Here is a 26,236-nt window from a genome sequence, read left to right as displayed (position 1 = left end):
ACCTAGCATGGGCATCAACTATGTCTGCGGGAGGACCGTGTCGTTGAAAGAGGATGGGTGTGGCTGACCGCCTGATCGTCAAAGGTGCACGCGAACACAACCTGCAAAGTATTGATCTTGATCTGCCACGCGAGGCCCTGATCGTGTTCACCGGGCTCTCCGGTTCGGGCAAATCGTCGCTGGCGTTCGACACCATCTTCGCCGAGGGGCAGCGCCGGTACGTCGAATCCCTGTCGGCCTATGCCCGGCAGTTCCTGGGTCAGATGGACAAACCCGACGTCGACTTCATCGAGGGCCTGTCGCCCGCGGTGTCCATCGACCAGAAGTCGACGAACCGCAACCCACGGTCCACGGTCGGCACCATCACCGAGGTCTACGACTATCTGCGGCTGTTGTATGCCCGCGCCGGCACCCCGCACTGCCCGGTCTGTGGTGAGCGCATCGCCCGCCAGACGCCACAGCAGATCGTCGACCAGGTGCTCGCCATGGACGAGGGTCTGCGGTTCCAGGTGCTGGCACCCGTCGTGCGCACGCGCAAGGGGGAGTTCGTCGACCTGTTCGACAAGCTCAACTCACAGGGCTACAGCCGCGTGCGGGTCGACGGCGTGGTCTATTCGCTGACCGACCCGCCGAAGCTCAAGAAGCAGGAAAAACACGATATCGAGGTGGTGGTCGACCGGCTCACGGTCAAGACCAGCGCCAAGCAGCGGCTCACGGATTCCGTCGAGACGGCGCTGAATCTGGCCGACGGCATCGTCGTGCTGGAGTTTCCCGATGATCGAGACCGCGAGACCGATTCTCCCCGCGAGCAGCGGTTCTCCGAGAAGCTGGCCTGCCCCAACGGGCACCCGCTCGCGGTCGACGATCTGGAGCCTCGGTCGTTCTCGTTCAACTCGCCCTATGGCGCCTGCCCGGAGTGCACGGGGCTGGGTATCCGCAAGGAAGTCGACCCCGACCTCGTCGTACCCGATCCGGACCTGACACTCGCCGAGGGGGCGATCGCGCCGTGGTCGATGGGGCAGACGGCGGAGTACTTCACCCGGATGCTCGCCGGACTCGGCGATGCGCTCGGCTTCGACGTCGACACCCCCTGGAAGAAGCTGCCCGCCAAGTCGCGCAAGGCGATTTTGGAGGGCTGCGACGAGCAGGTCCATGTGCGGTACAAGAACCGGTACGGCCGCACCCGTTCGTACTACGCCGATTTCGAAGGCGTGATGGCGTTTCTTCAGCGCCGGATGGAGCAGACCGACTCCGAACAGATGAAGGAGCGCTACGAGGGCTTCATGCGCGATGTGCCGTGCCCGGAATGCGAGGGCACCCGATTGAAGCCCGAGATCCTCGCGGTGACGCTGGCGGCGGGGGAGTTCGGCGCGCGGTCCATCGCCGAGGTGGCCGAGCTGTCGATCGCCGACGCCTCGGAGTTTCTCAACTCGTTGACGCTGGGAACGCGGGAGCAGGCCATCGCGGGGCAGGTGCTCAAGGAGATTCAGTCGCGGTTGGGGTTCCTGCTCGATGTGGGGCTCGACTATCTGTCGCTGTCCCGCGCGGCGGCCACCCTGTCCGGCGGTGAGGCGCAACGCATCCGATTGGCGACCCAGATCGGGTCCGGGCTTGTCGGGGTGCTCTACGTGCTCGACGAGCCGTCCATCGGGCTGCACCAGCGCGACAATCGGCGGTTGATCGAGACCTTGATCCGGCTGAGGGATCTGGGCAACACGCTGATCGTGGTCGAGCACGACCTCGACACCATCGCGCATGCCGACTGGGTCGTCGACATCGGCCCGGCGGCCGGCGAACACGGCGGCCGTATCGTGCACAGCGGGACGTATGACGAACTGCTCACCAACCCGAATTCGCTTACCGGTGCCTATCTCTCGGGAAAAGAGGAGATCGAGGTTCCGGCCATCCGCCGGCCCACCGACGGCAAGAGGCAGCTCACGGTGGTCGGCGCCCGTGAGCACAACCTGCACGAGATCGACGTCTCGTTCCCGCTGGGCGTGCTGACCGCGGTCACCGGGGTGTCCGGGTCGGGTAAGTCGACGCTCGTCAACGACATCCTGGCGTCGGTGCTGGCCAACAAACTCAACGGCGCCCGGCAGGTGCCCGGCCGCCATACCCGGGTCACCGGGCTGGACAAGCTGGACAAGCTGGTGCGGGTCGACCAGTCGCCGATCGGCAGGACGCCGCGGTCGAACCCGGCGACGTACACGGGCGTGTTCGACAAGATCCGCACGCTTTTCGCGGCCACCACCGAGGCGAAGGTGCGCGGCTACCAGCCTGGCCGATTCTCGTTCAACGTCAAGGGCGGTCGTTGCGAGGCGTGTTCCGGCGACGGGACCATCAAGATCGAGATGAACTTTCTGCCCGACGTGTACGTGCCGTGCGAGGTATGCCACGGTGCCCGGTACAACCGCGAGACCCTCGAGGTGCACTACAAGGGCAAGACCGTCGCCGAGGTGCTCGACATGTCGATCGAGGAGGCGGCGGAGTTCTTCAAGCCCATCACCTCGATCCACCGGTACTTGGCAACGCTCGTCGACGTGGGCCTCGGCTACGTTCGGCTGGGGCAGCCGGCGCCGACGCTGTCCGGCGGCGAGGCCCAGCGCGTCAAGCTCGCATCGGAACTCCAGAAGCGATCGACGGGCCGCACGGTGTACATCCTGGACGAGCCGACGACCGGCCTGCATTTCGAGGACATCCGCAAGCTGCTCGGCGTCATCAACGGCCTTGTCGACAAAGGCAATACGGTGATCGTCATCGAGCACAACCTCGATGTGATCAAGACGTCGGACTGGATCATCGATATGGGTCCCGAAGGCGGCGCCCGCGGCGGCACGGTCGTCGCGACGGGCACGCCGGAGGATGTCGCCGCCAACCAGGACAGCTACACCGGCCACTTCCTCGCCGAGACACTCCATCTACCGCGGCCAACGATCAAGGAAAAGCGCAGGAACGGACGCAAGGTCAGCGCCTAGGTAGGGCTGGCAGGTACTCCGAAATTCCCGTTGTCGGGGCCCCCGGTTGGCCGTTAGCGGTGGCGACATCGGGTCACTGCGGGCGAATCCTTGATATCACGCAACGAGGGATCGACGTCAAGGAGTCGTCATGGCGGTCATCATCACGGCATCAACGGCCATCTCGGCCGTCCTGACAGCATTTGTCGTCGAGTGGGCCCAGCGTCGTTGCGAGGCATGGGCACGAGTTCGCGACGCGCAGCTTTGAGCCCGGCCGCTAGCGCTTCGACAGCGGTGACGGAAACCGCGGACTGACCCGGACCCCGCGCAGCCATTCGGTGAGCTCGTCGCCGCGGCGATTCAGCACCCGGTTGCCGTCGCGGCCGATGTCCTCCAGCAGCCTGATCTCCACTTTGCCATCGGCGTCCTGACCCCAGCCACCCACGATCCGCCCGTTCCACCAGGCCGTGGTGCCGCCGTTTCCGTTGGTGTCGAACATCTGGCCACGGTGCTCGCCGAGATACCAGTCGCGGTCGAACCAACCCATCGTGGTGACGTCGAGGCCGGGCAGCAGGGCCCCCCACGGTTCGACCGGGGACTCGGGTTCCAGATCATCGGGCAGTGCGAATCCGGGTACTCCGTCGAGGTCGACTTCCACCGCCTCGATGTCGCGCAGCGCGTGCCGTGCCCACGTCAGGGTGTTGCCAAACCACCATTTGATATCCGTGACGGTCGCGGGGCCGAACGCACGCAGCCAGGTACGCGCCAGTTCTGCGCGCGCAACCTCGGCAGGTTCGGCCTCGACCGTCGCGCGCAGCCAGTCGGCCATCGGCGTCCAGCGTGGCCGGGAAACCGTCCATGCGCCGTCGTTCGGGCCTCGCACGATATCACCACGAACCGACAGTGCGGTCAAAACCCTTGGGGCCAAAGGGGTATCGCCCCCCCAGCGTTTTCCGGGCGCGGGATCGAAGGTGCCCGCCAGTTCCGGTAGTGCGGCCCGCAGATCCCTGGCGCTGGTGGCGCCGTGCTGCGCCAGATGCGCGACCACCGCCGCACATGCCCGCTCCAGCCATTGGGAACCGTCAGCGGCCACTCCGGCCTTCTGCACGTCGGCGATCAGACGCCGCCGCTCGTTGTCCGCGACCCGGTCACTGGCACCCGACTGGATCACCCGCAGATCGTCGGCGCGCACCACCCACAGCGTGCGGCGCATCGCGAGGTGCTTCACCAGTGCCCGGCGTTCGTACAGGTCGGCGTCCAGGTCGGCGATGGAGAATCCCGGCAGTCGCGCCCACAACGACAAATAGGGTGTCGCCGGGTCGGTGGCGTGCAGGCCCACGAGAGCGGCCGTGATGTCGCCGATCGAGGCCACGGCGCTCCCGCTCAGGAAATGCCGCCGCGCGAGGCGGGTTCGACGCTCCTCCACCGTGAATGACCGCACAGGTTCCGCACCGTACCCGCGCTGTCCGACACGGCGGGCAGAAGTTTGGGATCGGTAGCGGTTCGGGCCGTCTTGACTTCTCCACGACGGCGCCACTGAGGCGACGCGTGAACGAAGGGAAGATCGATGAATCGAGTTGTCGCTGGTGTGATCGGGCTGGCCGCCGGCGTTGCGGTGCTGGTGGGCTGTTCCGACGACAAGGGCGGCCCCGCTCCGAGCATGGCGGCCAGTGCCGGCGCGGGTGGCAGCACCCAGGTCAAGGTCGACGGCAACGACCTCGCGGGCCTCGACGTCAACACGGTGACCTGCGTCAAGCAGGGCGGCAAGATCAACGTCGCCAGCGGCGCGGTCGGCGGCCAGCAGGGCCTGGGCATCGTGATGACCGACGGGGTCACGCCGACCGTGGAGTCGCTGGGCATGGTGGTCGACGGCAACGCGCTGGCGGTCACCAACAGCATGGGTGCGAAGGTCGGCTCGGCCACGGTGAAGGTCGACGGCAGCACCTACACCATCACCGGTGAGGCCAGCGGCGCCGATATGAAGAACCCGATGGCCGGGATGATCAACAAGCCGTTCACCGTCAAGGTGACCTGCAACTGAGCCACCGACAGTCAGAAGCGGCGGGCGCGCCATGCGCGCCCGCCGCTTCTTATGATTCAGCGGTGACGATCCTCGCCGATCTCGACCTTGCGCGCCGACTGATATTCGCCGCGGACGAGGTCGCGGCGAAGGAGGTGCTGTTGGCCTTGGGCCAGCAGATCGAAGAGCGAGATCGTGATGACCTGATGCTGGAGGTTTACGCGCTACTCGGCGAGATCTATCTGGTCCGGACCGCATACAACGGCGTGGAGGAGGCGCTGCGCCGCATCGAGGAGTGTCTGGCCGTCTACTCGTCGATCCCGGCGGGCACTCACCCGGACGCCGGGGCACAGCCCTCCTTGTCCGATGCCGAGGTCGAGCACATGGTCTGCCGGTATTCGCGGCGGGCCCACTTCCTGCGAACCGGCCTGGCCGCCGCGTACGGAGACCACGAGGCCGCCGATATCGCACTTCTCGGCCTCATCGACGACGGTTCCTCCGCGGCCCGTCCCGACCTGGCGGGCGAGCACGCCTTCCTGATCACCTACGCGCGAATCCTGTGCGCGAGCGGGTTGTGCGACGACGACCTGCATGTGCGGTCGGTGGCGCTGTGGGACAAGGTGATCGATGCCATCGAGCGCAACAGCGGCGCGACCGGCAGCAGCGAGTTCGACGATCATCTGCTGGTTCAGGGTGCCACCGCGTACGGCAGGTTCTGTGTCGAGACGGGGCGCCTGTCCGAGGCGGAACCGTGGTTGCGGCGCGCGGGTGCACGCGCCGAGGCCCGCGGTTGGGCCTTGGCATTGGCCAGGACGCAGCTCGAACGGTCCACGGCGGCCTGGGCGGCGGGCGACCGCGCGCAGGCCCAGAGCCTGGTGCACGAGGCCTATCCGGCGATCGCCGAGGGCTGCCGCGCCCACGACGTGTCGCGGTGCTGGCTGTATTTCGGCCTGATCGCCATCTCGGTAGGGGCGCTCGACGATGCCGACGAGCGGCTCGGCCACGCCGAACGGCACTGGCGCGAAGTGGAGAAGCCGCTCCACATCCATCGCATCCTCCTGCAACGCAGTTGGGTCGACATCCTGCGCAACCAGTTCGAGTCGGCGGCCGAGAAAGTGGCGCAGGCGCGTGAACTCCTCGACTCGTGGCCGCGGCACAGCTGGCTGCAGTACGCCAGGCTCGACGACCATCTGGGCTCCCTCCTGCGTGCCGAGGCGCTGGCCGATCCGGCGAACGCCGGCGACAAGCTGGAGAAGGCAGCCGAGCAGAAGGTGCCCGCCGCTCTCGCCGTCGACTCGGTGCGGCACTCGATCGCCGACGCCGATGCCCGAATGCGCTGGGCCACCTACGTATCGGCCCGCATTCTGGCCGGCGCGTTCGCCGTCGCCTATGAGTGGGGCAATACCGAACTGCTCAGCGAACTGGTCGAGTATCACAGTGCGAGAGGCGTGTTCAGCAGGGAGACGACGGACGCCGAGGCGGATGGGTGGCAGGGCGCGGCCACGGCCGCCGTGCCCATCGAAGCCGACGAGGAATACGCGCTCGTCGCCGCCGGGCCGGGAGCGCCGACCGGCGGCCGCGGTCTGACCCGGCTCGGTCCGCTGCCTCCACTGCAGATGGACCCGGGCACGGATCCGATCCTGACCCGCTACCGCGCGCTGGCGCACGAGCGCTACGGCCGCGACGTGACGTCCGCCGAGGCCACCTGGTCGACGTGGCCGTGACCGCACCCGAGCAGGCCATCCTCGTGCTGCGCTTCGCCGACGTCGGCATCGCCACCTATGCGAGCCTGCGGGTGGTCGGCCGGCCCGATCGAACGGTCACGTGGGTGGTCGAGGAGACGGTGGTCGTCGCCGCGCGGGAGGCGTTGGCGGGCGCGGTGCCGGACCCGAGCGGATCCGAAACCCGCCGCGACGCGGTCGGGCGGGCCGTCGCACGAGGCGCGTTCGCGGCCCCGGAGACCGAGCTGACGCTCGCCCGAACGCTGGGCGCGCAGCTGCTGCCCGCCGCCGCATGGCAGCTGCTGACCGACTGCGGGCCATCACCCCGCGCCGCGCTGTTCGTATCGCCCAGCGCGCGCCTCGCGCGGGTGCCGTGGGGACTGTTGGCGACGCCGAGCGACGACAGCCAGCGCCTGATCGAGGTCGTGGAAGTGTTGATGGCGGTGCCACCGAACATCGTGAACGCGCCGCGCTCGGCGACCACCTGGGACAGCAGGCGTGCGGCGCCGCCCCTGATGCTCCTCGACCCGCGGGTGCCCGGGCAACGGGCCGATTCCGCACTGGGCTCGGTTCTCGGCAGACCGTCCGAACAGACGCCGTTGGCGCGCCACTTCGCCGAAGTGATGGAACGGCGCACGGTCCTGCCCCACGTGGCCACACCCGTCGAGCTGTTCCGGCGCACCGACGCGGACCGCTCATGGCTCGCGGAGATGCTCGACCGGTGTCCCAGTCGCCTGCTCTACGTCGGCCATGCCACGGCGGCCGACGGTGACGTCGGCCGCGCCGACCGGGCCGCGCTGCACCTCGTGGACGAGCGCCCGGTATCGGCGGCCGATGTGATGTCGTCGCGGCTGCCCGTACCGCCCCGGGTTGCGCTGCTGGCGTGCGCCTCGGGCGGCGACTACCAATTCGACGAGGCAACGGGCCTGGTGGCGGCGATGATTCTGGGTGGAGCGCAGGTGGTGACCGCCACGCTGTGGTCGCTGCCCACCGCCGCCGGGTACCGGCAGTTCGCCGGCGATCCCGGCGGGCCGGACACCGATCCGATGGCGGAAACGATCATCGCAGTGGACCGCGCCCACGATGAGGTCGACGCCGGGGCTGCGGTCAACCGGTGGCAGCGTCAACAGATGCGGCGATGGCGCGACGGCGACACCACCGCCAGCCCGCTGTACTGGGCGGCGTTGGCCACGTTCGCCGTCGACGGTGCGCGTTGAGCGGTCAGCTCGGTGGTACGCTCACACCGCGATCGCGGATTCGTCGCCACGGCGGTAGTACGTGTCGATGACACTGCCGGGCGAGACCATTGTGATTGACGACGCCGGGATCAGCGCCGTCTCGTGCGCCGGAAACTGGCCACCCTCGGGCCTGCACACCATCACATCGATTTCGACCTCGCGATAGTCTTCGCAGGCCTCACCGGTGGGCCGCATACCCGTCACGACCCCCCCGCGATTTGGTGCCATGACGAATCAGGTCCAGCTGTTGGCCGGTCAGCAGCCCTTTGTGAACCAGCATCTGGTCGAACGCGCCGCGAACGGCGACCATGTCGTCGGGCAACGAAAGTTGTTCGCGCGTATCGGGATCGAATGCCACCAGAAGAACGACTCCCGGACGCAGGGTCGCGAGCAGTGGATCGTCGGCGCCGCGCAGACGCCCGGTGAACCGCTTTCCCGACACCCGATCGACGTCGATCGTCACCACGTCGGCGATCGTGCGGACGGTACCGACGCCGACCTCTGCCGCGGCGCCCGAAACGGCAGGCGGGTTCGTCGACGATCCGCGGCGCGGGGTGCACAGGCCCACTGCGGTGCCGACGAGAACAACGGAGAGGAATACGAACAACATTGCATCGGACATGCCATAAGGCTCTGTTGCGCCAACGGCTACCGAACCCAACTTTTATCCTGTGTTGATGACCATCGGCCCGCCCGAGACCGCGGTTGCCCTTTCGCAGCCGCGCCGCGCGGTGATCGACCGTGCCTGGCGGGCGATCGGACCCGGGGTCGAGGTGCTCAGCGGCGACGACGGCGGGCCGCTGCGACGCACCGTCAAGCGGATCATCGACCCGCTCGTGCTGCGGCTGCGCTCGAACACCCAATACTCCGCCCCGTTCGTGGCCGCTGACGTCGCCGAGGCGATGTGTGACCTCATCGTCGGGCACGGCCCCGTCCTGCGCGCCGCCGCCGCCTGGTTCGAGGTGCTCAAGCGGGAGCGGCGCCGGCTGCGGATCACCACGGGCAACGCACAAGAGTTGTACTTTCCCGTCTGCTTCGAGTTGGCGGTGACCAAGGGCGCACCGCCCAAGGCGGATCTGGATGGCGCCGAATCGGTTCTGCGCGAGATCCACGGGCACCGGGACCGCACTGCCATCGAGGTGCTGAACCAGTACGTGTCGGATCGACAGGTCATTTCGATGCTCTCGGATCAGGTCGGCCGCAGTTGGCAAGACGTGCACGCCGGCGGGGAGATCACCGGGCCGTTCCTGGCCGGCCTGACCACGGTGCTCGGGTCCGCCGACGGCCACTCCGCCGAGATGGCGCGCCGGCGGGTCTGGCATGCGCTGATCGCCGACGCTACCCCGTACAACCTGGGGGCCCATGCCCACGCCGACCATGCAGATCTGCCATGGTCGATCGTCGGCCTCGGCCTGAGTTCTGTCGAGCCACAACAGCCTCCGACGATATCCGGCGCCGCCGACAGTGAGCGCCCGCTGAATCGCAGCGTTGTCGACCGGGTGCGCGCGACGCTGCGGCGGGCCATGGACAAAGGCGAGTTGCCCGATATCCCATTACTGTGCGCCGAGGAGGTCGACCGCGCGTGCGCTCCGTGGGGTCTGCTGGCCGAGGACAAACAGGCCACGCTGATGGCCGGCATCGAGATCGCGGTCGGCCTGGCGCCGCTGTCGGATTCCGCCGTGCCCCGCTATGACCTGGCCGCCCAGATCCAGGCCCGGCTGCGCAAAGAGGCCTACGTGCTGCACGCGCGCCGTTACCTGGCCGACGACGGCCCGATCCATCCCCGCCAGCGGCAGGTGATCGACGACCTCGCCACGTTCGCGCGCCCCTATCTGAGCCGGCTGTGGGCGCGACTGCACGGGCGGGATGTGTGGCAGGAACCGTGCGACGACGTCGATGAGGTGCGGGCGCTGCTCGACGGGGTGGCCCGGTCGGTCAGTCTGGATCACCGCCAACGGATCAAGGCGATGCTGGAACTGCAGGTGGCCTCATGAAGCTGATCGCCGATTCGGGCCTGTGGGGCACGGGCCCGCTGGTCGCGCCGGCGCCACTGGCGGCGGCGCTGGAGGTCAGCGGCGCGGTGCTGTCGTGGACGGTCGACGAACCGGCCGACCCTGCGCGCCTGACGTTCACCGACCCGAGCCGCGCCGACTGGCTGTGGCGCGTTGTCGGCGAAATCGGGCACAGCGCCGTTGCCGCGGCGCTGGACGGCCGCGTCGCCGAGCGGTCCGCGACCGTCGAGCTGGCGGGTGTCGACCTGTTGCCCGCGGCCCTCGACCGGCTGCGGCGTCTCGCCGTCGGGCACTGGCTGCGGCGGTGGTGGCCCGCCAGCCTTCGAGACGGGATCGTCACCCTGGACGCTGCGTTGCTCGACGCCGAGATCGCGCTGCTGACCGCCGCTGCCGAAGACTTCTTCACCGACGACACGCTGGATTCGGATGTCGCCGGCCTGCTCCGGCCGCACGCCGCCGCGCTGGACGCCCTTGTCCGTGGCGGCGATCCGCGGGTGGTCGCGCTCGTGACGGCAGCGGCCGAGCTGGCCGACGATGTCGGTGTCGCGATCGGCGCCGCGACTGACGAGTCGGCGCAGACCGGTCGCCGTGACGACTTTGCGCTCGCCGCGGGACCGGGTGGCGACCGTCCCGGCGTGGGCGGCGTCGCCACCGGTGTCGATACGGTCGGCTGGAGCGGTGTCCCACCCGGGATGTTCGACGCCGCCGAGGACACCGTCGACTGGCGCATCGACGCGAACGACGACATTGTGAAAGCCATTGTGGCGGTTGCGTTGTCGGAGTCGGATGGGGTGACTGGCTGCGCTGTGCGGCTACAGTCCGGGGACGTCGGTGGAGCGGGCGTCCTCGACGCCGACGGGCGGTCGGCTTTCCCGCTGGTGGACTCCCTTGGGCAACCGCTCACGGAATCGGCTGCCTGGAATCACGATTGGCGGACCACGACTGTGGTCGTCGGGGCCGGCTCGGTGGAATCGCCGGCGGTCCGGCAACGGGTCCGGGATTTCGCCCGTGCGCGTCTGAGCCGGCCGGACGCCGACGCATACCTCGCGGAGATCCTGGCCGCCGAATCGGACTACTGACAGCCGGATTCGTCTTTCGTGTCGTCCTCGTGCATCGACTCGCGGATCTGTGCCAGCCGCTCCGCGGCGGCGCGCTGGCGCGCGTCGTACTGTTCCTCGACGCTACGGCCCTCCGGTGTCTCGGCGGCGAGCTCCGAGGCGCCCGTCGCGGTGCCGTAACGCGTCTCGATCTTCTCGCGAACCGATTCGAACGTCGGCACCCCGCCCGGTGTGTAACCGGTGTCGACCGGTTCCGCCGGAACGGGTGCGGGCGCGGGGGACTCGACGACCTCCGCCTCGACCGGGGCGGTTTCCGGTTCGGGTGTGGCTTCCTCCGGCATGCCGCTCACCGTACCCGCGTCGGGCTACCTCGCGGCCGCCTGTTCGATGGGCGCGGAAGTCGGCGGCTCGGGCATCGGAACGGGGCGGATTCCCGGCGTGCCGAGCTGACCGGCCAGCCAGGGCAGTGCCACCGCGAACGCTTGCGCGGCGAACGGCCAGTCGTGCTTGCCCGGCTGGGTGACGATCGCGCACTTGATGCCGTTGGCGTCACCCAGCGCGCACAGGGAGTCCGCCGCGGCCATCTGGCCTCCGGGATTGGCCGATTTGTGCCCCGGGGTAGGGGACGAGCCGTTGATGTCGAACCAGCCGGTGATGCCCACGTATCGGCCGTGACGGGAGATGACCGTCGTCGGGTCGAAAGCCGCATATGCGGCGGCATTGCCCCCGAACAGGCGGGCGATCGTCTGTGCCTTGTTTCCAGAATTGGGCGCGAGATCGCCCGCGATGTCCTCGAACGTGCTGAACATGTCCGGGTGCATCACCGTCAGGTCGACCGCGCAGGTGCCGCCCATCGACCACCCGACGACACCCCACCGGGTGCGGTCGGTGCTCACGCCGAAGTTGGCTTCCATGAACGGCACGACGTCCTTGGTGAGGTGGTCCGCGGCCTGGCCGCGGACCCCGTTGACACATTCGGTGTCGTTGTTGAACGCGCCACCGGAGTCGACGAACACCACCACCGGTGCATTGCCGCGGTGCGCCGAGGCGAAATCGTCCAAGGTCTTGACGGCGTTGCCGGCCCGCAGCCAGTCCGCCGGGGTGTTGAACTCACCGCCGATCATCATCATGGTGGGCAGCCGCGGCGGTGGATCGGTGGCGTACCACGCGGGCGGAAGATAGACGAGCTCGCCGCGATGCTTGAAACCGGATGCCCGGTCGGCGATGTCGACGGGCACGATCGTGCCTTTCGCCGGAATCATGTGCTGTTTCTGCATCGCCGTCACGGTGACCTGGTCGGTCTGGTCCGGCAGCGGGCCCGCGGTCAGCTGACTCCACGCGGTCTGCACGGTGGGGAAGTAGCCCACCCACACATTCAGCGCCAACCCGGCACTCAGCAGGCACAACGGCAGCGCGAGCGCCGAGACACCGCGCCGTCTCCACCGTGCGCCGCGCCACCCGGCGATCAGCACCGCGACAGCCACCCCGCTCAGCCCGATCCAGATCCACAACGACCGCGGCGCGGGGTTGGTGTCATCGCTCATCCCTTGTGACGCGATGTACCAGTACGCGGCCACGGCCAGCGCGACGCCGACGAGCGCCGCCCAGGGCAGCCAGACCAGGCGCCAGCGCCTGCTCCGCCACCCGATCGCGGCGACCAGCGCGATGCCCGCGACGATCTGCACGGTCAGCGGGATCCAACCGTGCATCAACGAGAGGTGGTGGCGCAACGGCAGGGGTAACGTCACGGCAACAATCGTGGACGGCAATCCTTATGGCCGGCTGTGAATGACCTGTCAACGCGGTTTGGCCAGGGGGAACGGCAGCGTCTCGCGGATGCTGCGCCCGGTGATCAGCATGACCACGCGGTCCACGCCCATGCCGAGCCCACCCGTCGGCGGCATCGCGTATTCCATGGCCTGCAGGAAGTCTTCGTCGAGCTCCATCGCCTCCGGATCACCGCCCGCCGCGAGCAGTGACTGCTCCTGCAGCCGGCGACGCTGCTCGACAGGGTCGGTCAGCTCGCTGTAGGCGGTGCCCAGCTCGACACCCCAGGCCACCAGATCCCAGCGCTCGGCAACTCCGGGAATGCTCCTGTGCGGCCGGGTCAGCGGCGACACCGACGTCGGGAAGTCCTTGTAGAAGGTGGGGTCTTCGGTGCGGTCCTCGACGAGTCGTTCGTACAGTTCCAGGACGACGGCGCCGGGGTCCCAGTGCGTCAGGTAGGGGATGTCGGCGGCGTCGCACAGCCTGCGCAGCGTGGCCAGGTCGGTGTCAGGCCCGATCTGTTCGCCCAGCGCCTCCGATACCGCGCCATGCACGGTCTTGACGGCCCATTTGCCGGATATGTCGACGGGTTCCAGGGCGCCGTCCGTGCCGTTCTCGCGCGGCCTCAGGAAGACATGCTCGCCGTTCGCGGCCTGCGCGGCGTTCTGGATCAGCTCCCGGCAGCCGTCGATCCAGACGTTGTAGTCGGCGTGCGCCTGGTAGGCCTCCAGCAGGGTGAATTCCGGGTTGTGGCTGAAATCCACCCCTTCGTTGCGGAAAGCGCGGCCCAGCTCGAAGACCCGCTCGACACCACCCACGCACAACCGCTTCAGATACAGCTCCGGCGCGATGCGCAGGTACAGGTCCAGGTCGTAGGCGTTGATGTGGGTGAGGAACGGGCGGGCGTTGGCGCCGCCGTGGATCTGTTGCAGGATCGGCGTCTCGACCTCCAAAAAGCCTTTGCCGACCAGGGTTTCGCGAATCGCGTGCAGAACTCCGCTGCGGGCCCGAATCAGGTCTCGCGCCTCGGTGTTGATGGCGAGGTCGACGTAGCGGGCACGCACCCGGGACTCCTGGTCCGTCAGACCCTTCCACTTGTCGGGCAACGGGCGTAGGCACTTGCCGGTGAGTCGCCAGCTGACCACGATCAGCGACAGGATGCCCTTCCTGCTTCGGCCCATGGTGCCGGTCACCTCGATCAGGTCACCCAGATCGATCGCCTTGGTGAAATCGCCGGTCGTTCCGTCGTCGAGCGTCGAATTGTCCAGCAGCAGTTGGACTTCGCCGGACCAGTCCCGCAGCTGCGCGAACAGCACGCCGCCGTAGTCGCGCATCCGCAACACGCGACCCGCCGCCGTCACCGCCGCACCGTCGCCGGCATCGATTGCCTGCGCGACGGTGTGGCTCGGTGGCTGTCCAACCGGATAGGCGTCGACGCCACTGGCCTGCAGCGCCTTGAGCTTGGCCATCCGCACCCGCACCTGCTCGGGCAGCCGAGGCAACGGCTCCTCCGTCTCGACACCCTCGACGTGCAGGTCGCTGAGGTCGGGTGCGCTGCCGTCGTGGTGCAGCAGGCCGGTGGCGATCAGATTCTGCGGGGCGGAGGTGTGGTGTCCGGTGTGCGGCTGCTCGTTTCGGCGCGAGAAGGGCAGCACCAGAAAGCCTTCGGCGATGACGGACGCGACGCCGACCCGGGGTACCAGGCGGGCGTCCTCGTAGCACGCGTAGCGCGGCACCCAATGAGGCTGGTACTTCATGTTCGAGCGGTACAGCGTCTCGAGTTGCCACCAGCGGGAGAAGAACACCAGCAGGCCGCGCCACAGCCGTGCGACCGGACCGGCCCCCAGCTGGGCGCCCTGTTCGAACGCGGACCGGAACATCGCGAAGTTCAGCGAGATCCGGCTCACCCCGATGGCCTCGGACTGCATGCACAGCTCGCTGACCATCAATTCGATTGTGCCGTTGGGGGATTGCGGGGAACGCCGCATCAGGTCCAGGGATGCGCCGTTGGTGCCCCACGGCACCAGCGACAACATCGCCACCACGGCGCCGTTTTGCACCGCTTCCACCAACAGGCAGTCGCCGTCGGCCGGATCGCCGAGCCGGCCCAGCGCCATCGAGAAACCACGCTCGCTCTCGGTGTCCCGCCAGGCCTCGGCCCGCGTGATCACCTGAGCCATCTCGTCGCTGACGATGTCGCGGTGGCGGCGGATGCGCACCGTGGCGGACGCCCGTCGCGCGCGGGTGACGGCCTGACGCACCGCGCGCATATCGGGGCCGGACAGCCGGAAGTTGTCGGGATAGAGAATCGCTTCGTCACCGAGCTGCAGGGCGTTGAGGCCGGATTCCCGGAATGCCTGGGCGCCCGTCGAGCTGGCCCCCATCACGCCCGGTGCCCAGCCATAGGTCTGGCACAGGGTCAGCCAGGCCTCAATGGCCTGCGGCCAGGCCTTCGGGTCACCGACCGGGTCGCCACTGGCCAGGCAGACGCCCACCTCGACGCGGTAGGTGATGGCCGCCCGGCCGTTGGGTGCGAACACCACCGCCTTGTCGCGCCGGGTGGCGAAGTACCCGAGCGAGTCGTTCTTGCCCCACAGCGCCAGCAGACCGCGGATCGCGGACTCGTCCTCGCCGGTCAACGCGTTCTCCGCGCGCTGCGATCGGAACAACACGATCGCCGCGACCATCAGCGCCAGTGCGCCGAACAAGCCCAGCAGCGCATTGACGAAGACGTGCGGATGGCCGGTGAACGAATCGGCGTCGGCGCCGGCGAATGCGCTCACCCGGTTCAGCGAGTACAGGAATCGGTCCCCACGATCCAGCGAGCCTGGGAAGAGTTCCAGCAGGCCCCAGCCGACGAGCGTGCTGACCGCCATGCTGAGGACCAGGGCCGCGGCGGCCTTGAACAGGGCGCCGCGCCGTACCTTCGCCCAGAACTCCTTGCGGGCCAGCACCAGGAACAGGATCGCCGCGACGTGGAAGCCGAGGCCGATCACCTCGCCGATGTCGATCATGATCGATTCGCCGCCGGTGACCAGGTCGACGATGTTCCAGCCCACAGCCGCGACCATGTAGAGCACCAGGATCCACCACGCGATGCGCTTGCGGGCGGCCAGTGCCGCCGCCAGCAGGGCAAGCACGAACGCCCACGCGAAGCTGGTGTCGGGGAAGTTGAAGATGTAGTCGTTGACGAATTCGCGAGGCTCCCTGATGAGCCACCGGAGCCCCGGCGAGACGCTCGCTATCAACGACAAAGTGGCGATGACGCCGACGGTCCAGCCGGCCGCCGCAGGCACCCACGAGTACCCGGATGCCTTCCGGGTCAAGGTGACGGTCATAGGCCGCGAGGATATGCGCTCCGGCCGGGAAATTGTTGTGGATGCGGGGGCGAGGAGCGCGAGAGAACTGCAGCTACCAGACGGGCCCGGTGTACTTCTCACCCGGTCCGTGGCCCGGTTCGTCCGGTGCGGCACTGGCTTCGCGGAACGCCAGCTGCAGTGTCTTGAGCCCGTCGCGAACCGGTCCGGCGTGAGGTCCGAGGTACTCCGCCGACGCGGTCACCAGCCCGGCGAGCGCAGTGATCAGCCGCCGCGCCTCGTCGAGATCGCGGTGGGGGCCGTCGTCGGGATCCGGCCCCGAGAGTCCGAGCTTTTCCGCCGCCGCACTCATCAACATCACAGCCGAGCGGCTGATCACCTCGACGGCGGGAATGTCGGCCAGCTCCCGGACTGACGGCTGAGCCCTTGATTCAGGCGTTGTCGGATCGTCGGTCATGCCTGCTAGACTGGCATGCGCGACCGTCCCGGCATACGCCAGGGACAGCAAGTGGAGTCCCACTCCCACCGCTCACCATACCGGTGTAGCGGTCCGGTCACAGGCATCCGATGTCTGTCCTGGTCGGCTTGGGCCTTGCTTATGCAGGGCTTTTCTGTTCATCCGGACAGAGCGCTGACGGGGTGGGGCTCCTAGAGGACAACATAGGAGGCCCCATCAGCACTGAGACCCGCGTCAACGAGCGCATTCGAGTCCCTGAAGTCCGCCTTATCGGACCAGGTGGCGAGCAGGTAGGCATTGTGCGCATCGAAGACGCCCTCCGCGTCGCCGCGGATGCCGATCTCGATCTTGTCGAAGTAGCTCCAGACGCCAAACCGCCGGTTTGCAAGATCATGGACTACGGCAAGTTCAAATACGAGACGGCCCAAAAGGCGCGCGAGTCTCGCAAGAATCAGCAGCAGACCGTCGTCAAGGAACAGAAGTTGCGACCCAAGATCGACCCCCACGACTACGAGACCAAGAAGGGTCACGTCGTCCGCTTCCTCGAGGCGGGGTCCAAGGTCAAGGTGACCATCATGTTCCGCGGACGCGAGCAGTCGCGGCCCGAGCTGGGCTACCGGCTGTTGCAGCGGCTGGGTGCCGACGTGGCCGACTACGGCTTCATCGAGACGTCCGCCAAGCAGGACGGCCGCAACATGACGATGGTGCTGGCGCCCCACCGCGGCGCGAAGACTCGCGCCAAGGCGGCGCACGACGCCGATGCACCCCCGGCCCGACGTGCGGAACCCGCAGCGGCGCCCGCAGCGGCCCCACCCGAGAGCCCAGAAGTAACGCAGAACTGAAAGACAGGACAGAGGACACATGCCCAAGGCGAAGACCCACAGCGGCGCCTCCAAACGGTTCCGGCTGACCGGAACCGGCAAGGTGGTGCGCCAGAAGGCCAACCGTCGGCACCTGCTCGAGCACAAGCCGTCCAAGCGCACCCGGCGCCTGGACGGTCGCACCGAGGTGGCGGCCAACGACACCAAGCGCATCAAGAAGCTGCTGAACGGCTGATTCTCGGCGCATCAGCCGGCACTACCCAAACGAGATAGGAAGACATCCATGGCACGCGTGAAGCGCGCAGTCAACGCTCAGAAGAAGCGGCGCACAGTACTCGAGGCGTCGAAGGGCTACCGCGGGCAGCGGTCGCGCCTGTACCGCAAGGCCAAAGAGCAGCAGCTGCACTCGCTGACCTATGCCTACCGTGACCGGCGCGCCCGCAAGGGCGAGTTCCGCAAGCTGTGGATCTCCAGGATCAACGCCGCGGCCCGCGCCAACGACATCACCTACAACCGGCTGATCCAGGGCCTCAAGGCGGCTGGTGTCGAGGTCGATCGCAAGAACCTCGCCGAGATCGCCGTCAGCGACCCGGCCGCCTTCACCGCCCTGGTGGACGTCGCCAAGGGTGCGCTGCCCAGTGATGTAAATGCGCCGTCAACGTCGACCAATTCCGGCGAGGCTGCCTGACGCTCACCGAGCGATCTGCCCGGGTGGCGGCAGCGGTCAAGCTGCATCGCCCCGTCGGGCGTCGCCGCGCCGCCCGCTTTCTGGTCGAGGGACCCAACCTCGTCGAGGCAGCGATGCGGCACGGCCTGGTTTCTGAGGTGTTCGTCACCGAGTCGGCGATGGCTCGATTCGGTTCCCTGCTGACCGGTGTCCCGGTTCATTCGGTGACTGAACGCGCGGCAAAGGCGTTGTCCGACACGGTGACTCCGGTTGGTCTGGTTGCGGTGTGCTCGGTTCCCGAGACGACCCTGGCCGATGTGCTGGCCCGCGCGCCGCGATTGATTGCTGTCGCGGTGGGGATCTCTGAGCCCGGCAATGCGGGAACGCTGATCCGCGTCGCGGACGCGATGGCGGCCGACGCGGTGGTACTGGCGGGGCAGAGCGTAGATCCCTACAACGGCAAATGTCTTCGCGCGTCGGCGGGCAGCATCTTCGCAATTTCCGTGGTGATCGAGGCCGACGCGATCGCCGCGCTGACGGCAGTATCAGATGCGGGCCTGCAGGTGCTCGCGACCACCGTGGACGGCGAAGTCGGCCTCGACACCGCCGATCTGGCGCGGCCGACAGCGTGGGTGTTCGGTCCGGAGGCGCACGGCCTGCCCGTCGACGTCGCCGACATCGCGACGCACCGGGTGCACATCCCGATGCCGGGCAGCGCCGAGAGTCTCAATGTGGCGTCGGCCGCGGCGATCTGTTTGTACCAGAGTGCGCGGGCTGCTCGAATGTAACGTCACGGCGCGAAATCACCCGAAATCCCGCCATGGTGTTACGTTCGCGAGCTGTCCCGGCCGGCTGGGCTAGCCGCCGTTGAGGAGGCCACGCGCGACGTGGGTGATCTGCACCTCGTTGCTGCCGGCGTAGATCATCAGCGATTTCGCGTCGCGGGCCAACTGCTCCACCCGGTATTCGGTCATGTAGCCGTTGCCGCCGAACAGCTGTACCGCGTCCATCGCGACGTCGGTGGCCGCCTGCGAGCAGTACCACTTGATGGCCGACGCCTCGGGCAGCGAGATCTGAATGCCGGTCTGCGCCGCCTCGATGACGCGAAAGAGAATGTTGCGCACATTCATCCGGGCCACTTCCATATTCGCCAGCTTCAGCTGGATCAACTGGAACTGACCGATCTCCTGGCCCCAGAGGGTGCGGCCCTTTGCGTAATCCACGCACAGCCGCAGGCACTCTTCGATGACGCCCAACGCCATGGCGGCCACCCCGATGCGCTCGGTCGAGAAGTTCGACCGAGCGCTGTCGCGGCCATCGCCGGCGGCGCTGTCTGCGTCTCCTTCGGTCTCACCGAGCAACCGGTCGCGGCCCAGCCGGACGTTGTCGAAGAACAGCTCGCCGGTGCGCGAGCTGTGAATGCCCATCTTACGGAAAGGCTTTGACTGGACGAAGCCCTCCATGCCGCGGTCCAGCACGAAGGTCAGGACCTTGCGGTCGCGTGGATTCGAAGCGGAACCGCTCGCGCCATCTTCATTGAGCTTGGCGTAGACGACCACCACATCCGCGTCGGGTCCGTTGGTGATGAACGTCTTCTGACCGTTGAGGATGTAGTCCCCACCGTCGCGCACCACGTAGGACTTCATGCCGCCGAACGCGTCTGAGCCCGAATCGGGTTCGGTGATCGCCCAGGCACCTACCTTCTCGTAGGTGACGAGGCCCGGCAACCATCGTTCTTGCTGGGCGAGCGTGCCCCGGCCCATGATGGTGGGCACCGTCAAGCCCAGGCTCACACCCATCCCGGTCACGACGCCCATGCACACCCGGCAGAGCTCGCTGACCACAACGAAGCCCATGCCTCCCGCCCCGTCGCCGAACATGCCGCCGGATGAGGGCGTTCCAGAGTTCCCGGACGCGCCCTCATCGCGGAGCCGAGCCAGCCGCTTGTCGAGCGACTCCTTCGCCATCTCGGCGATGCCGAACGTCGCGAACAGCTTGCGGATGATGGGGTAGGGCTCCATCTCGCCGTATTCGAGCGCGTCGACGTGCGGTCGGATCTCCTTGTCGACGAACTCTCGCACGGCATCGCGCACGGCGAGGTCGACGTCAGACCAATCAAGCATTCGTTCAGGCTGCCTTACCCGAATTTTCCCGGCGGCCCCGGGCCGGTCGACGGAGCCCCGCCAAAGAGAACGTGGTGTGCACCAGGGAACCCGCCCGGTCGAGCAGTGCCTTGCGCTGCGGCACGTAGTGCATCGGCAGGCCAAGGCGATCGCGGGGAGGCGCCATGAACGCGGGCGCCTCGACCAGCGGAGCGTCGTCAGACAGCCGGCCTTCGGTGCGGCGATAGGCGGCCAGAGCACGTGGATGCAGCCGGATCTCGTCGGGCACGACGACGAACGCCAACTCGACGAGCTTGCCGAAGATGCGCAGCAGCACCCGCGCCATCGACCAGCAGCATCCCAGTGACCAGCCGGTTTAGCCGGCCTGTTCGCCTCTATTAGGCTGGCGCCCGTGGCTGAGCCGGACCCAGTCGGGTCGCTCGACGAACGATCCGGTGGACAACCATCCGGGCCGGTGGCGTGGCTGAAGACCACCAATCACAGCCCGGGTGTCATCGCCTTCCTGCGGCGTGCCAGGCGCGCACTGCCCGGGGACCCGGAATTCGGCGACCCGCTGTCGGTGGCCGGTGTCGGCGGCCCTAGGGCGGCGGCGCGCGCCGCGGATCGACTGCTGCACCGCGAGGCCGCCTCCCGCGAAGTCAGCCTCGGGGCGCTGCAGGTCTGGCAGGCACTGACCGAACGGGTGTCGGGTAAACCGGCGAACCGTGAGGTCACGCTGGTCTTCACCGACCTGGTCGGTTTCTCACCGTGGTCGTTGCAGGCCGGCGACGAGGCGACCCTCAAGCTGCTTCGCCGGGTATCCCAGGTTGTCGAACCGCCGCTGCTCGATGCCGGCGGACACATCGTCAAACGAATGGGCGACGGGCTCATGGCGGTGTTCTCCGACCCCGGGACGGCGGTGCGCGCGGTCATCGTTGCCCGCGCCGGGCTCAAGGCCCTCGACGTCGACGGCTATACACCACGGATGCGGGTGGGTGTCCACACCGGCCGCCCGCAGCGAATCGGCTCGGACTGGCTGGGGATCGACGTCAACATCGCCGCCCGCGTGATGGAACGCGCGACCAGAGGGGAACTCGTCATCTCGCAGGCGACGCTGGAACAGATCTCCGACGAGGACTTCGGCTCGCTCGGTGTCTTTGCCAAACGGCTCCGCCGACAGGTCTTCACGTCCAAGCAGGACGGTGTGCCCGCGGACTTCGTCATGTACCGACTGAAAACTCGCAGGCAGTTGCCAGGTGGCGACGAAGACGGCGACGACTCGCCAGAGGGATAGTGGTTGCCGATGGTGTCCAAGCTGTCCGATCTGTCAAAGCGGTGCGCTTTTCTCGGCCGCCTCGCACAGGTTCGGATGACCCTGGCGTACGCGTTCGTCGTGACCTGTGTCTCGACGGCGTTGCTGTGCCTCGGCCCGGTGGTACAGGGCCGGGTCATCAGCCATGCCAGCACCAACCTGCACAACCTGAGCCACGGATGCGTCGGAACGCTGCTCGGTAGCGCTTTCGTGGTCGACGCCGGCCCGATCTACGTCTGGCTCCCCGGCCTGGTCTGTCTGCTCGCGATGGCCGAACTGACATGGGGTAGCAGTCGGCTCGTGCTCGCTTTCACCGTGGGACACATCGGTGCGACGCTCCTTGTCGCGGCCGGTCTCGGGTCGGCCGTCCTGTTCGGTTGGCTGTCGTGGCCGTCGGTTGCCCGGGCGACGGACGTCGGGATGAGCTACGGGGCCGCTGCGGTGCTCGGAGCGCTCACCATGGCGATGTCACGACGCTGGCGGCCCGGCTGGATTGGCTGGTGGCTGGCCGTCGGGGTGGCCGTGGTCGCGGTCGGGCGCGACTTCACGGATGTCGGCCATGCGGTCGCGCTGGTGCTCGGCATGGTGATGTCGATGCGGTTCGGCCGCCCGGCGGACTGGACACCGCTTCGGCTCGCCCTGCTGAGCGTCGCCGCATCGTTCGGTTACCTCGTCCTCGCGAGTGCGTCGATGGTGCTCGCCACGGCCTCCGGGGTGGCCGGCGCCGCTCTGTTTGCGGCGGTCGCGCGCTGGCGAGCGTCGTCAGCCGACGGTGATGGGGCCGCTGAGGAGCCTCGGGTCGATGTTGGCCAGTGCGTGTGAAATGGCTCCTCCATGCTCATCGGGGTCCCGATGCGCATCGGTGACAAGCTCGCCCGCTCATGCAGTGCCCCGATGAGACAGTTCGGAATGGGGCCATCGGTATCGGGTCGACGGGTGGAGTCCGGTGTGCCGTTCCCGTGTCGGAAGGTGGCATAGAAGCACATCACCGCAAGGCCGGGGTAGCCGTCGGCCCCGGCGAGGTGTCCGGCATTCATGAAAGCCGCAGCCGTGGTACTGCCTGACCTCAGGGCGGATGAACTCCATCAGGAACCGGACGTGTCCGAGGATCGGGTACAGCCGCAGGATCGTGTGTCGCGTCTGCGCCAGACCCCGCGTGCCCAGTGTCGCGACGGCCCGCGTGAGGGTATCGCGCCAGGGGGAAATGCGTGCGAAGTGCGCGCAGGCCATCACCTATGATCGCCGGGTGGCTGATCAGCCCATCGACTTATCGGAGGAAGCGCTGACCAAAGCGGTCAGCGCGGCCCGGCATGCCTTCGACCTGGCAGCCGACCTGGACCAGCTCGCCCGCGCCAAGACCGACCATCTGGGCGACCGCGCTCCCATCGCCCTTGCGCGTCAGGCGCTGGGCTCGATGCCCAAGGCCGACCGTGCCGACGCGGGCAAGCGGGTCAACGTCGCGCGTAGCGAGGCCCAACGGGCGTACGACGAGAGACTCGCCGCGCTGCGGGCCGAGCGCGATGCCGCGGTCCTGGTGGCCGAGAGCATCGACGTGACGTTGCCCTCGACCCGCCAGCCGATCGGCGCCCGGCATCCGATCACGATCCTCGCCGAGCACATCGCCGACACGTTCGTCGCGCTGGGCTGGGAACTCGCCGAGGGGCCCGAGGTCGAAACCGAGCAGTTCAACTTCGACGCGCTGAACTTTCCACCGGATCACCCGGCCCGTAGTGAGCAGGACACGTTCTACGTCGCCCCGGACGGGTCGCGCCAGGTGCTGCGGACCCACACCTCGCCCGTCCAGGTCCGCACGTTGCTGCAACGCGAGCTGCCGGTGTATGTCATCTCCATCGGGCGTACGTTCCGGACCGATGAACTCGACTCCACCCACACCCCGGTCTTCCATCAGATCGAAGGACTTGCAGTGGACAAGGGCCTGACGATGGCCAACCTGCGCGGCACACTCGACGCGTTCGCCCGCTCCGAATTCGGCCCGGAGGGTCGCACGCGGTTCCGCCCGCACTTCTTCCCGTTCACCGAACCGTCGGCGGAGGTCGACGTCTGGTTTCCGAACAAGAAGGGCGGCCCCGGCTGGGTGGAGTGGGGTGGCTGCGGCATGGTCAACCCGAACGTTCTGCGGGCATGCGGCATCGATCCCGAGGTGTACTCCGGCTTCGCTTTCGGCATGGGACTGGAGCGGACGCTGCAGTTCCGCAACGGCATTCCCGACATGCGGGACATGGTGGAGGGCGATGTCCGGTTCTCGCTTCCATTCGGGGTAGGGGCCTGATGCGGCTGCCGTACAGCTGGCTGCGCGACGTCGTGCAGGCCGGCGCACCGGGCTGGGACGTGTCGCCCTCCGAGCTGGAGGAGGCGCTGATCCGCGTCGGTCATGAGGTCGAACAGATCATTCCGGTGGGTCCCGTCGCGGGCCCGCTGACCATCGGCCGTGTGGTGGAGATCGAGGAGCTCACCGAGTTCAAGAAGCCCATCCGCGCGGTGAAGGTCGACGTCGGCGAAGAACAACCTCGCGACATTGTCTGTGGCGCAACCAACTTCGTCGTCAGCGATCTGGTGGCGGTGGCGTTGCCGGGAACCGTCCTGCCCGGCGATTTCACGATCACCGCCCGCAAAACCTATGGCCGCACCTCCGACGGCATGATCTGTTCGACGGCCGAGCTCAACCTGGGGACCGACCACTCCGGCATCCTGGTGCTGCCCCCGGGCACCGCCGAACCCGGCAGCCCCGCCGCCGATGTGCTCGGGCTGGACGACGTCGTGTTCCACCTGGCGATCACCCCCGACCGCGGCTACTGCCTGTCGGTGCGCGGCATGGCGCGCGAGATCGCCTGCGCCTTCGACCTCGACTACGTCGATCCTGCCGGCATCCCGGCGCTGCCCGCCAACGGCGAGGCGCTGCCGGTGACGATCGAGCCGGGCACCGGCGTGCTGCGGTTCGCGCTGCGGCCGGTCACGGGCATCGATCCCACCGCGGTGTCGCCGTGGTGGATGCAGCGCCGGCTGCTGCTGTCCGGCATCCGGGCCATCTCGCCGGCCGTCGACGTCACGAACTACGTGATGCTCGAGCTCGGACACCCGATGCACGCACACGACCGCAGCCTGATCAAAGGCGGCTTCCAGGTTCGCTTCGCCGAGCCGGGGGAGATGGTCGTCACCCTCGACGACATCGAACGCAAGCTGGACCCGCGCGACGTGCTGATCGTCGACGACGTCGCGACCGCGGCGATCGGTGGTGTGATGGGCGCAGGCACCACCGAGGTCCGCGACACCACCACTGACCTCATGTTGGAGGCGGCGGTGTGGGACCCCGCCGCGGTGTCGCGCACTCAGCGCCGGCTCCGCTTGAACAGCGAGGCGGGCCGTCGTTACGAGCGCACGGTCGACCCCGCCGTGTCCATCGCCGCCCTCGACCGGGCCGCCACTCTGCTCGCCGACATCGCAGACGGCACAGCCCAACCCACACTCACCGACTGGCGCGGTGAGCCGCCGCGCGACGATTGGTCACAGCGGCCCGTCACCATGCCCGCCGATCTGCCCGACCGCACTGCCGGCGTCGAGTATCCCGAGGGCACCACCCGCAAGCGCCTCACCCAGATCGGCGCAGACGTGATCACCGCCGGCGACACCGTGACGGCGATTCCGCCCAGCTGGCGCCCGGACCTGCGTGAGCCCGCGGATCTCGTCGAAGAGGTGCTGCGGCTGGAGGGTCTGGAAATCATCCCGTCGGTGCTGCCCCTCGCGCCGCCCGGGCGCGGTCTCTCCCCGGCGCAGAAGCGCCGGCGCGCCATCGGGAAGTCGTTGGCGCTCAACGGCTACGTCGAGGTATTGCCCACGCCCTTCCTGCCGGCCGGCGTATTCGACCAGTGGAGTCTGCCCGCCGACGACCCGCGCCGCAACACCACGCGGGTGCTCAACCCGCTGGAAGCCGACCGTCCCGAGCTGGCCACCACATTGCTGCCCGGGCTGCTGGAGGCGTTGGGCCGCAACGTGTCCCGCGGTGCCGTCGACGTGGCGCTGTTCGCGATCGCCGAAGTCGTGGAACCCACCCCCGAAACCCGCGCGGTCGATCGCATTCCGAACGACCGCAGGCCGACCGACGACGAGATCGCAATCCTCGACGCGTCGCTGCCGCGCCAGCCCCAGCACGTGAGTGCGGTGTTGACGGGTCTGCGCGAGCCCGCCGGACCGTGGGGGCCGGGCCGGCCGGTAGAGGCCCGTGATGCGTTCGAGGCGGTGCGGGTCATCGGCCGCGCTGCCGGCGTCGAGCTGACGCTGCGATCGGCCGCACACCTGCCGTGGCATCCGGGCCGCTGCGCCGAGGTACTCGTCGGTGAGTCCGTCGTCGGTCACGCCGGTCAACTGCATCCGGCTGTGGTGGAGCGTTCCGGGTTGCCCAAGGGAACCTGCGCAATCGAACTCGACCTGGACGCGGTCCCGATTACCGAGGTGCTGCCCGCCCCGGCGGTGTCGCCGTTTCCCGCCGTCTTTCAGGACGTCAGCCTTGTCGTGCGTGAGGATGTCGCCGCACAGAGCGTCGTCGAGGCCGTCCGCGACGGTGCAGGCGCCCTGCTGGAGGACGTCCGCCTGTTCGACGTCTACACCGGCCCGCAGATCGGCGAGGGCCGCAAGTCGCTGACCTTCGCATTGCGCTTCCGCGCCCGGGATCGCACGCTCACCGAGGACGAGGCCAGTGCGGCCCGCGACGCGGCGGTGAAGCGGGCCGCCGACGTCGTCGGCGCCCAGCAGCGGCGCTGAGCGTCAGCTCAAAA

The 26,236-nt window shown here is 68.1% G+C and carries 22 protein-coding genes and 1 pseudogene; 14 read left to right on the top strand and 9 right to left on the bottom strand.

Going from position 1 to position 26,236, the window contains the following annotated elements:
* Positions 1 to 59 precede the first annotated feature (59 nt).
* Positions 60 to 2,975 carry an excinuclease ABC subunit UvrA gene (gene uvrA, locus ACVWWN_RS25225; protein WP_457146281.1) on the top strand — a complete coding sequence of 972 codons (2,916 nt, stop codon included), beginning with the start codon at positions 60 to 62 and terminating at the stop codon, positions 2,973 to 2,975.
* Positions 2,976 to 3,231: 256 nt separating this feature from the next.
* Here uvrA and ACVWWN_RS25220 read toward each other — a convergent pair whose 3' ends face one another.
* Positions 3,232 to 4,395: a winged helix DNA-binding domain-containing protein gene (locus ACVWWN_RS25220; RefSeq protein WP_457146280.1), complete on the bottom strand. Its 1,164-nt coding sequence runs from the start codon at positions 4,393 to 4,395 to the stop codon at positions 3,232 to 3,234.
* 126 nt (positions 4,396 to 4,521) lie between these two features.
* On the opposite strand from ACVWWN_RS25220, the gene ACVWWN_RS25215 reads away from it, so the two are divergent.
* The 3 genes from ACVWWN_RS25215 to ACVWWN_RS25205 all read left to right on the top strand — a co-directional run bounded on the left by ACVWWN_RS25215 (position 4,522) and on the right by ACVWWN_RS25205 (position 7,912).
* Entirely contained in the window at positions 4,522 to 4,995 is a 474-nt protein-coding gene (locus tag ACVWWN_RS25215; RefSeq protein ID WP_457146279.1) for a lipoprotein LpqH, read from the top strand.
* A 62-nt stretch (positions 4,996 to 5,057) separates the two neighbouring features.
* Complete coding sequence (locus ACVWWN_RS25210; protein WP_457146278.1) at positions 5,058 to 6,698, top strand: hypothetical protein; 1,641 nt, start codon at positions 5,058 to 5,060, stop codon at positions 6,696 to 6,698.
* Positions 6,680 to 7,912, top strand: a complete 1,233-nt coding sequence (locus ACVWWN_RS25205) for a CHAT domain-containing protein (protein WP_457149272.1) — start codon at positions 6,680 to 6,682, stop codon at positions 7,910 to 7,912. Before ACVWWN_RS25210 ends, ACVWWN_RS25205 begins: the two co-directional genes overlap by 19 nt.
* Positions 7,913 to 7,933: 21 nt before the next feature.
* On the opposite strand, the gene ACVWWN_RS25200 is transcribed toward ACVWWN_RS25205, so the two are convergent.
* Both ACVWWN_RS25200 and ACVWWN_RS25195 read right to left on the bottom strand, forming a co-directional pair.
* The gene (locus ACVWWN_RS25200; RefSeq protein ID WP_457146277.1) at positions 7,934 to 8,128 is read right to left on the bottom strand and encodes a hypothetical protein; all 195 of its coding nucleotides are present in this window, start codon (positions 8,126 to 8,128) and stop codon (positions 7,934 to 7,936) included.
* Complete coding sequence (locus ACVWWN_RS25195) at positions 8,112 to 8,555, bottom strand: hypothetical protein (protein ID WP_457146276.1); 444 nt, start codon at positions 8,553 to 8,555, stop codon at positions 8,112 to 8,114. Before ACVWWN_RS25195 ends, ACVWWN_RS25200 begins: the two co-directional genes overlap by 17 nt.
* Positions 8,556 to 8,610: 55 nt before the next feature.
* On the opposite strand from ACVWWN_RS25195, the gene ACVWWN_RS25190 reads away from it, so the two are divergent.
* Both ACVWWN_RS25190 and ACVWWN_RS25185 read left to right on the top strand, forming a co-directional pair.
* On the top strand, positions 8,611 to 9,927 hold the full coding sequence (locus ACVWWN_RS25190; protein ID WP_457146275.1) for a hypothetical protein: 1,317 nt from the start codon (positions 8,611 to 8,613) through the stop codon (positions 9,925 to 9,927).
* Complete coding sequence (locus ACVWWN_RS25185) at positions 9,924 to 11,024, top strand: hypothetical protein (RefSeq protein ID WP_457146274.1); 1,101 nt, start codon at positions 9,924 to 9,926, stop codon at positions 11,022 to 11,024. Before ACVWWN_RS25190 ends, ACVWWN_RS25185 begins: the two co-directional genes overlap by 4 nt.
* Here ACVWWN_RS25185 and ACVWWN_RS25180 read toward each other — a convergent pair.
* The 4 genes from ACVWWN_RS25180 to ACVWWN_RS25165 form a co-directional block, all read right to left on the bottom strand.
* Complete coding sequence (locus ACVWWN_RS25180) at positions 11,018 to 11,344, bottom strand: hypothetical protein (RefSeq protein WP_457146273.1); 327 nt, start codon at positions 11,342 to 11,344, stop codon at positions 11,018 to 11,020. The genes ACVWWN_RS25185 and ACVWWN_RS25180 overlap by 7 nt on opposite strands.
* A 24-nt stretch (positions 11,345 to 11,368) precedes the next feature.
* A complete protein-coding gene (locus ACVWWN_RS25175; protein ID WP_457149271.1) occupies positions 11,369 to 12,712 on the bottom strand; it encodes an alpha/beta hydrolase in 1,344 nt (447 codons plus the stop codon).
* An 87-nt stretch (positions 12,713 to 12,799) separates the two neighbouring features.
* Entirely contained in the window at positions 12,800 to 16,108 is a 3,309-nt protein-coding gene (gene lysX / locus ACVWWN_RS25170) for a bifunctional lysylphosphatidylglycerol synthetase/lysine--tRNA ligase LysX (RefSeq protein ID WP_457146272.1), read from the bottom strand.
* A 73-nt stretch (positions 16,109 to 16,181) separates the two neighbouring features.
* Positions 16,182 to 16,544, bottom strand: coding sequence for a DUF1844 domain-containing protein (locus ACVWWN_RS25165; protein ID WP_457146271.1), 363 nt, complete (start codon positions 16,542 to 16,544; stop codon positions 16,182 to 16,184).
* Between the two features lie 215 nt (positions 16,545 to 16,759).
* Here ACVWWN_RS25165 and infC point away from each other — a divergent pair, with 215 nt between their 5' ends.
* Genes infC through ACVWWN_RS25145 form a run of 4 tightly spaced genes read left to right on the top strand, consistent with a single transcriptional unit; the run spans position 16,760 to position 18,820 of the window.
* Positions 16,760 to 17,386, top strand: coding sequence for a translation initiation factor IF-3 (gene infC / locus ACVWWN_RS25160; protein WP_457149270.1), 627 nt, complete (start codon positions 16,760 to 16,762; stop codon positions 17,384 to 17,386).
* 19 nt (positions 17,387 to 17,405) lie between these two features.
* Positions 17,406 to 17,600 carry a 50S ribosomal protein L35 gene (rpmI, locus tag ACVWWN_RS25155; RefSeq protein WP_457146270.1) on the top strand — a complete coding sequence of 65 codons (195 nt, stop codon included), beginning with the start codon at positions 17,406 to 17,408 and terminating at the stop codon, positions 17,598 to 17,600.
* Between the two features lie 48 nt (positions 17,601 to 17,648).
* On the top strand, positions 17,649 to 18,053 hold the full coding sequence (gene rplT / locus ACVWWN_RS25150) for a 50S ribosomal protein L20 (RefSeq protein WP_457146269.1): 405 nt from the start codon (positions 17,649 to 17,651) through the stop codon (positions 18,051 to 18,053).
* A 23-nt stretch (positions 18,054 to 18,076) separates the two neighbouring features.
* Entirely contained in the window at positions 18,077 to 18,820 is a 744-nt protein-coding gene (locus ACVWWN_RS25145; RefSeq protein WP_457146268.1) for a TrmH family RNA methyltransferase, read from the top strand.
* 69 nt (positions 18,821 to 18,889) lie between these two features.
* Here the strand turns inward: ACVWWN_RS25145 and ACVWWN_RS25140 are convergent, their stop codons facing one another.
* Entirely contained in the window at positions 18,890 to 20,155 is a 1,266-nt protein-coding gene (locus ACVWWN_RS25140; protein WP_457146267.1) for an acyl-CoA dehydrogenase family protein, read from the bottom strand.
* Between the two features lie 4 nt (positions 20,156 to 20,159).
* A pseudogene (locus ACVWWN_RS25135) lies at positions 20,160 to 20,471 on the bottom strand (oxygenase MpaB family protein); the annotation flags it as partial.
* A 75-nt stretch (positions 20,472 to 20,546) separates the two neighbouring features.
* Between ACVWWN_RS25135 and ACVWWN_RS25130 the strand changes: the two are divergent.
* The 4 genes from ACVWWN_RS25130 (at position 20,547) to pheT (ending at position 26,222) form a co-directional block, all read left to right on the top strand.
* The gene (locus ACVWWN_RS25130; RefSeq protein WP_457146266.1) at positions 20,547 to 21,428 is read left to right on the top strand and encodes an adenylate/guanylate cyclase domain-containing protein; all 882 of its coding nucleotides are present in this window, start codon (positions 20,547 to 20,549) and stop codon (positions 21,426 to 21,428) included.
* 9 nt (positions 21,429 to 21,437) lie between these two features.
* Entirely contained in the window at positions 21,438 to 22,268 is an 831-nt protein-coding gene (locus ACVWWN_RS25125; protein ID WP_457146265.1) for a rhomboid-like protein, read from the top strand.
* Positions 22,269 to 22,692: 424 nt separating this feature from the next.
* Positions 22,693 to 23,736: a phenylalanine--tRNA ligase subunit alpha gene (gene pheS / locus ACVWWN_RS25120; RefSeq protein WP_457146264.1), complete on the top strand. Its 1,044-nt coding sequence runs from the start codon at positions 22,693 to 22,695 to the stop codon at positions 23,734 to 23,736.
* Positions 23,736 to 26,222, top strand: coding sequence for a phenylalanine--tRNA ligase subunit beta (pheT, locus tag ACVWWN_RS25115; RefSeq protein ID WP_457146263.1), 2,487 nt, complete (start codon positions 23,736 to 23,738; stop codon positions 26,220 to 26,222). The genes pheS and pheT overlap by 1 nt, the downstream gene beginning before the upstream one ends.
* Positions 26,223 to 26,236: the final 14 nt, after the last annotated feature.

Source organism: Mycobacterium sp. URHB0021, assembly GCF_054057895.1.
The sequence above is the reverse complement of the archived record's forward strand: the minus strand, read 5'-3'. Positions and strand labels throughout refer to the sequence as shown.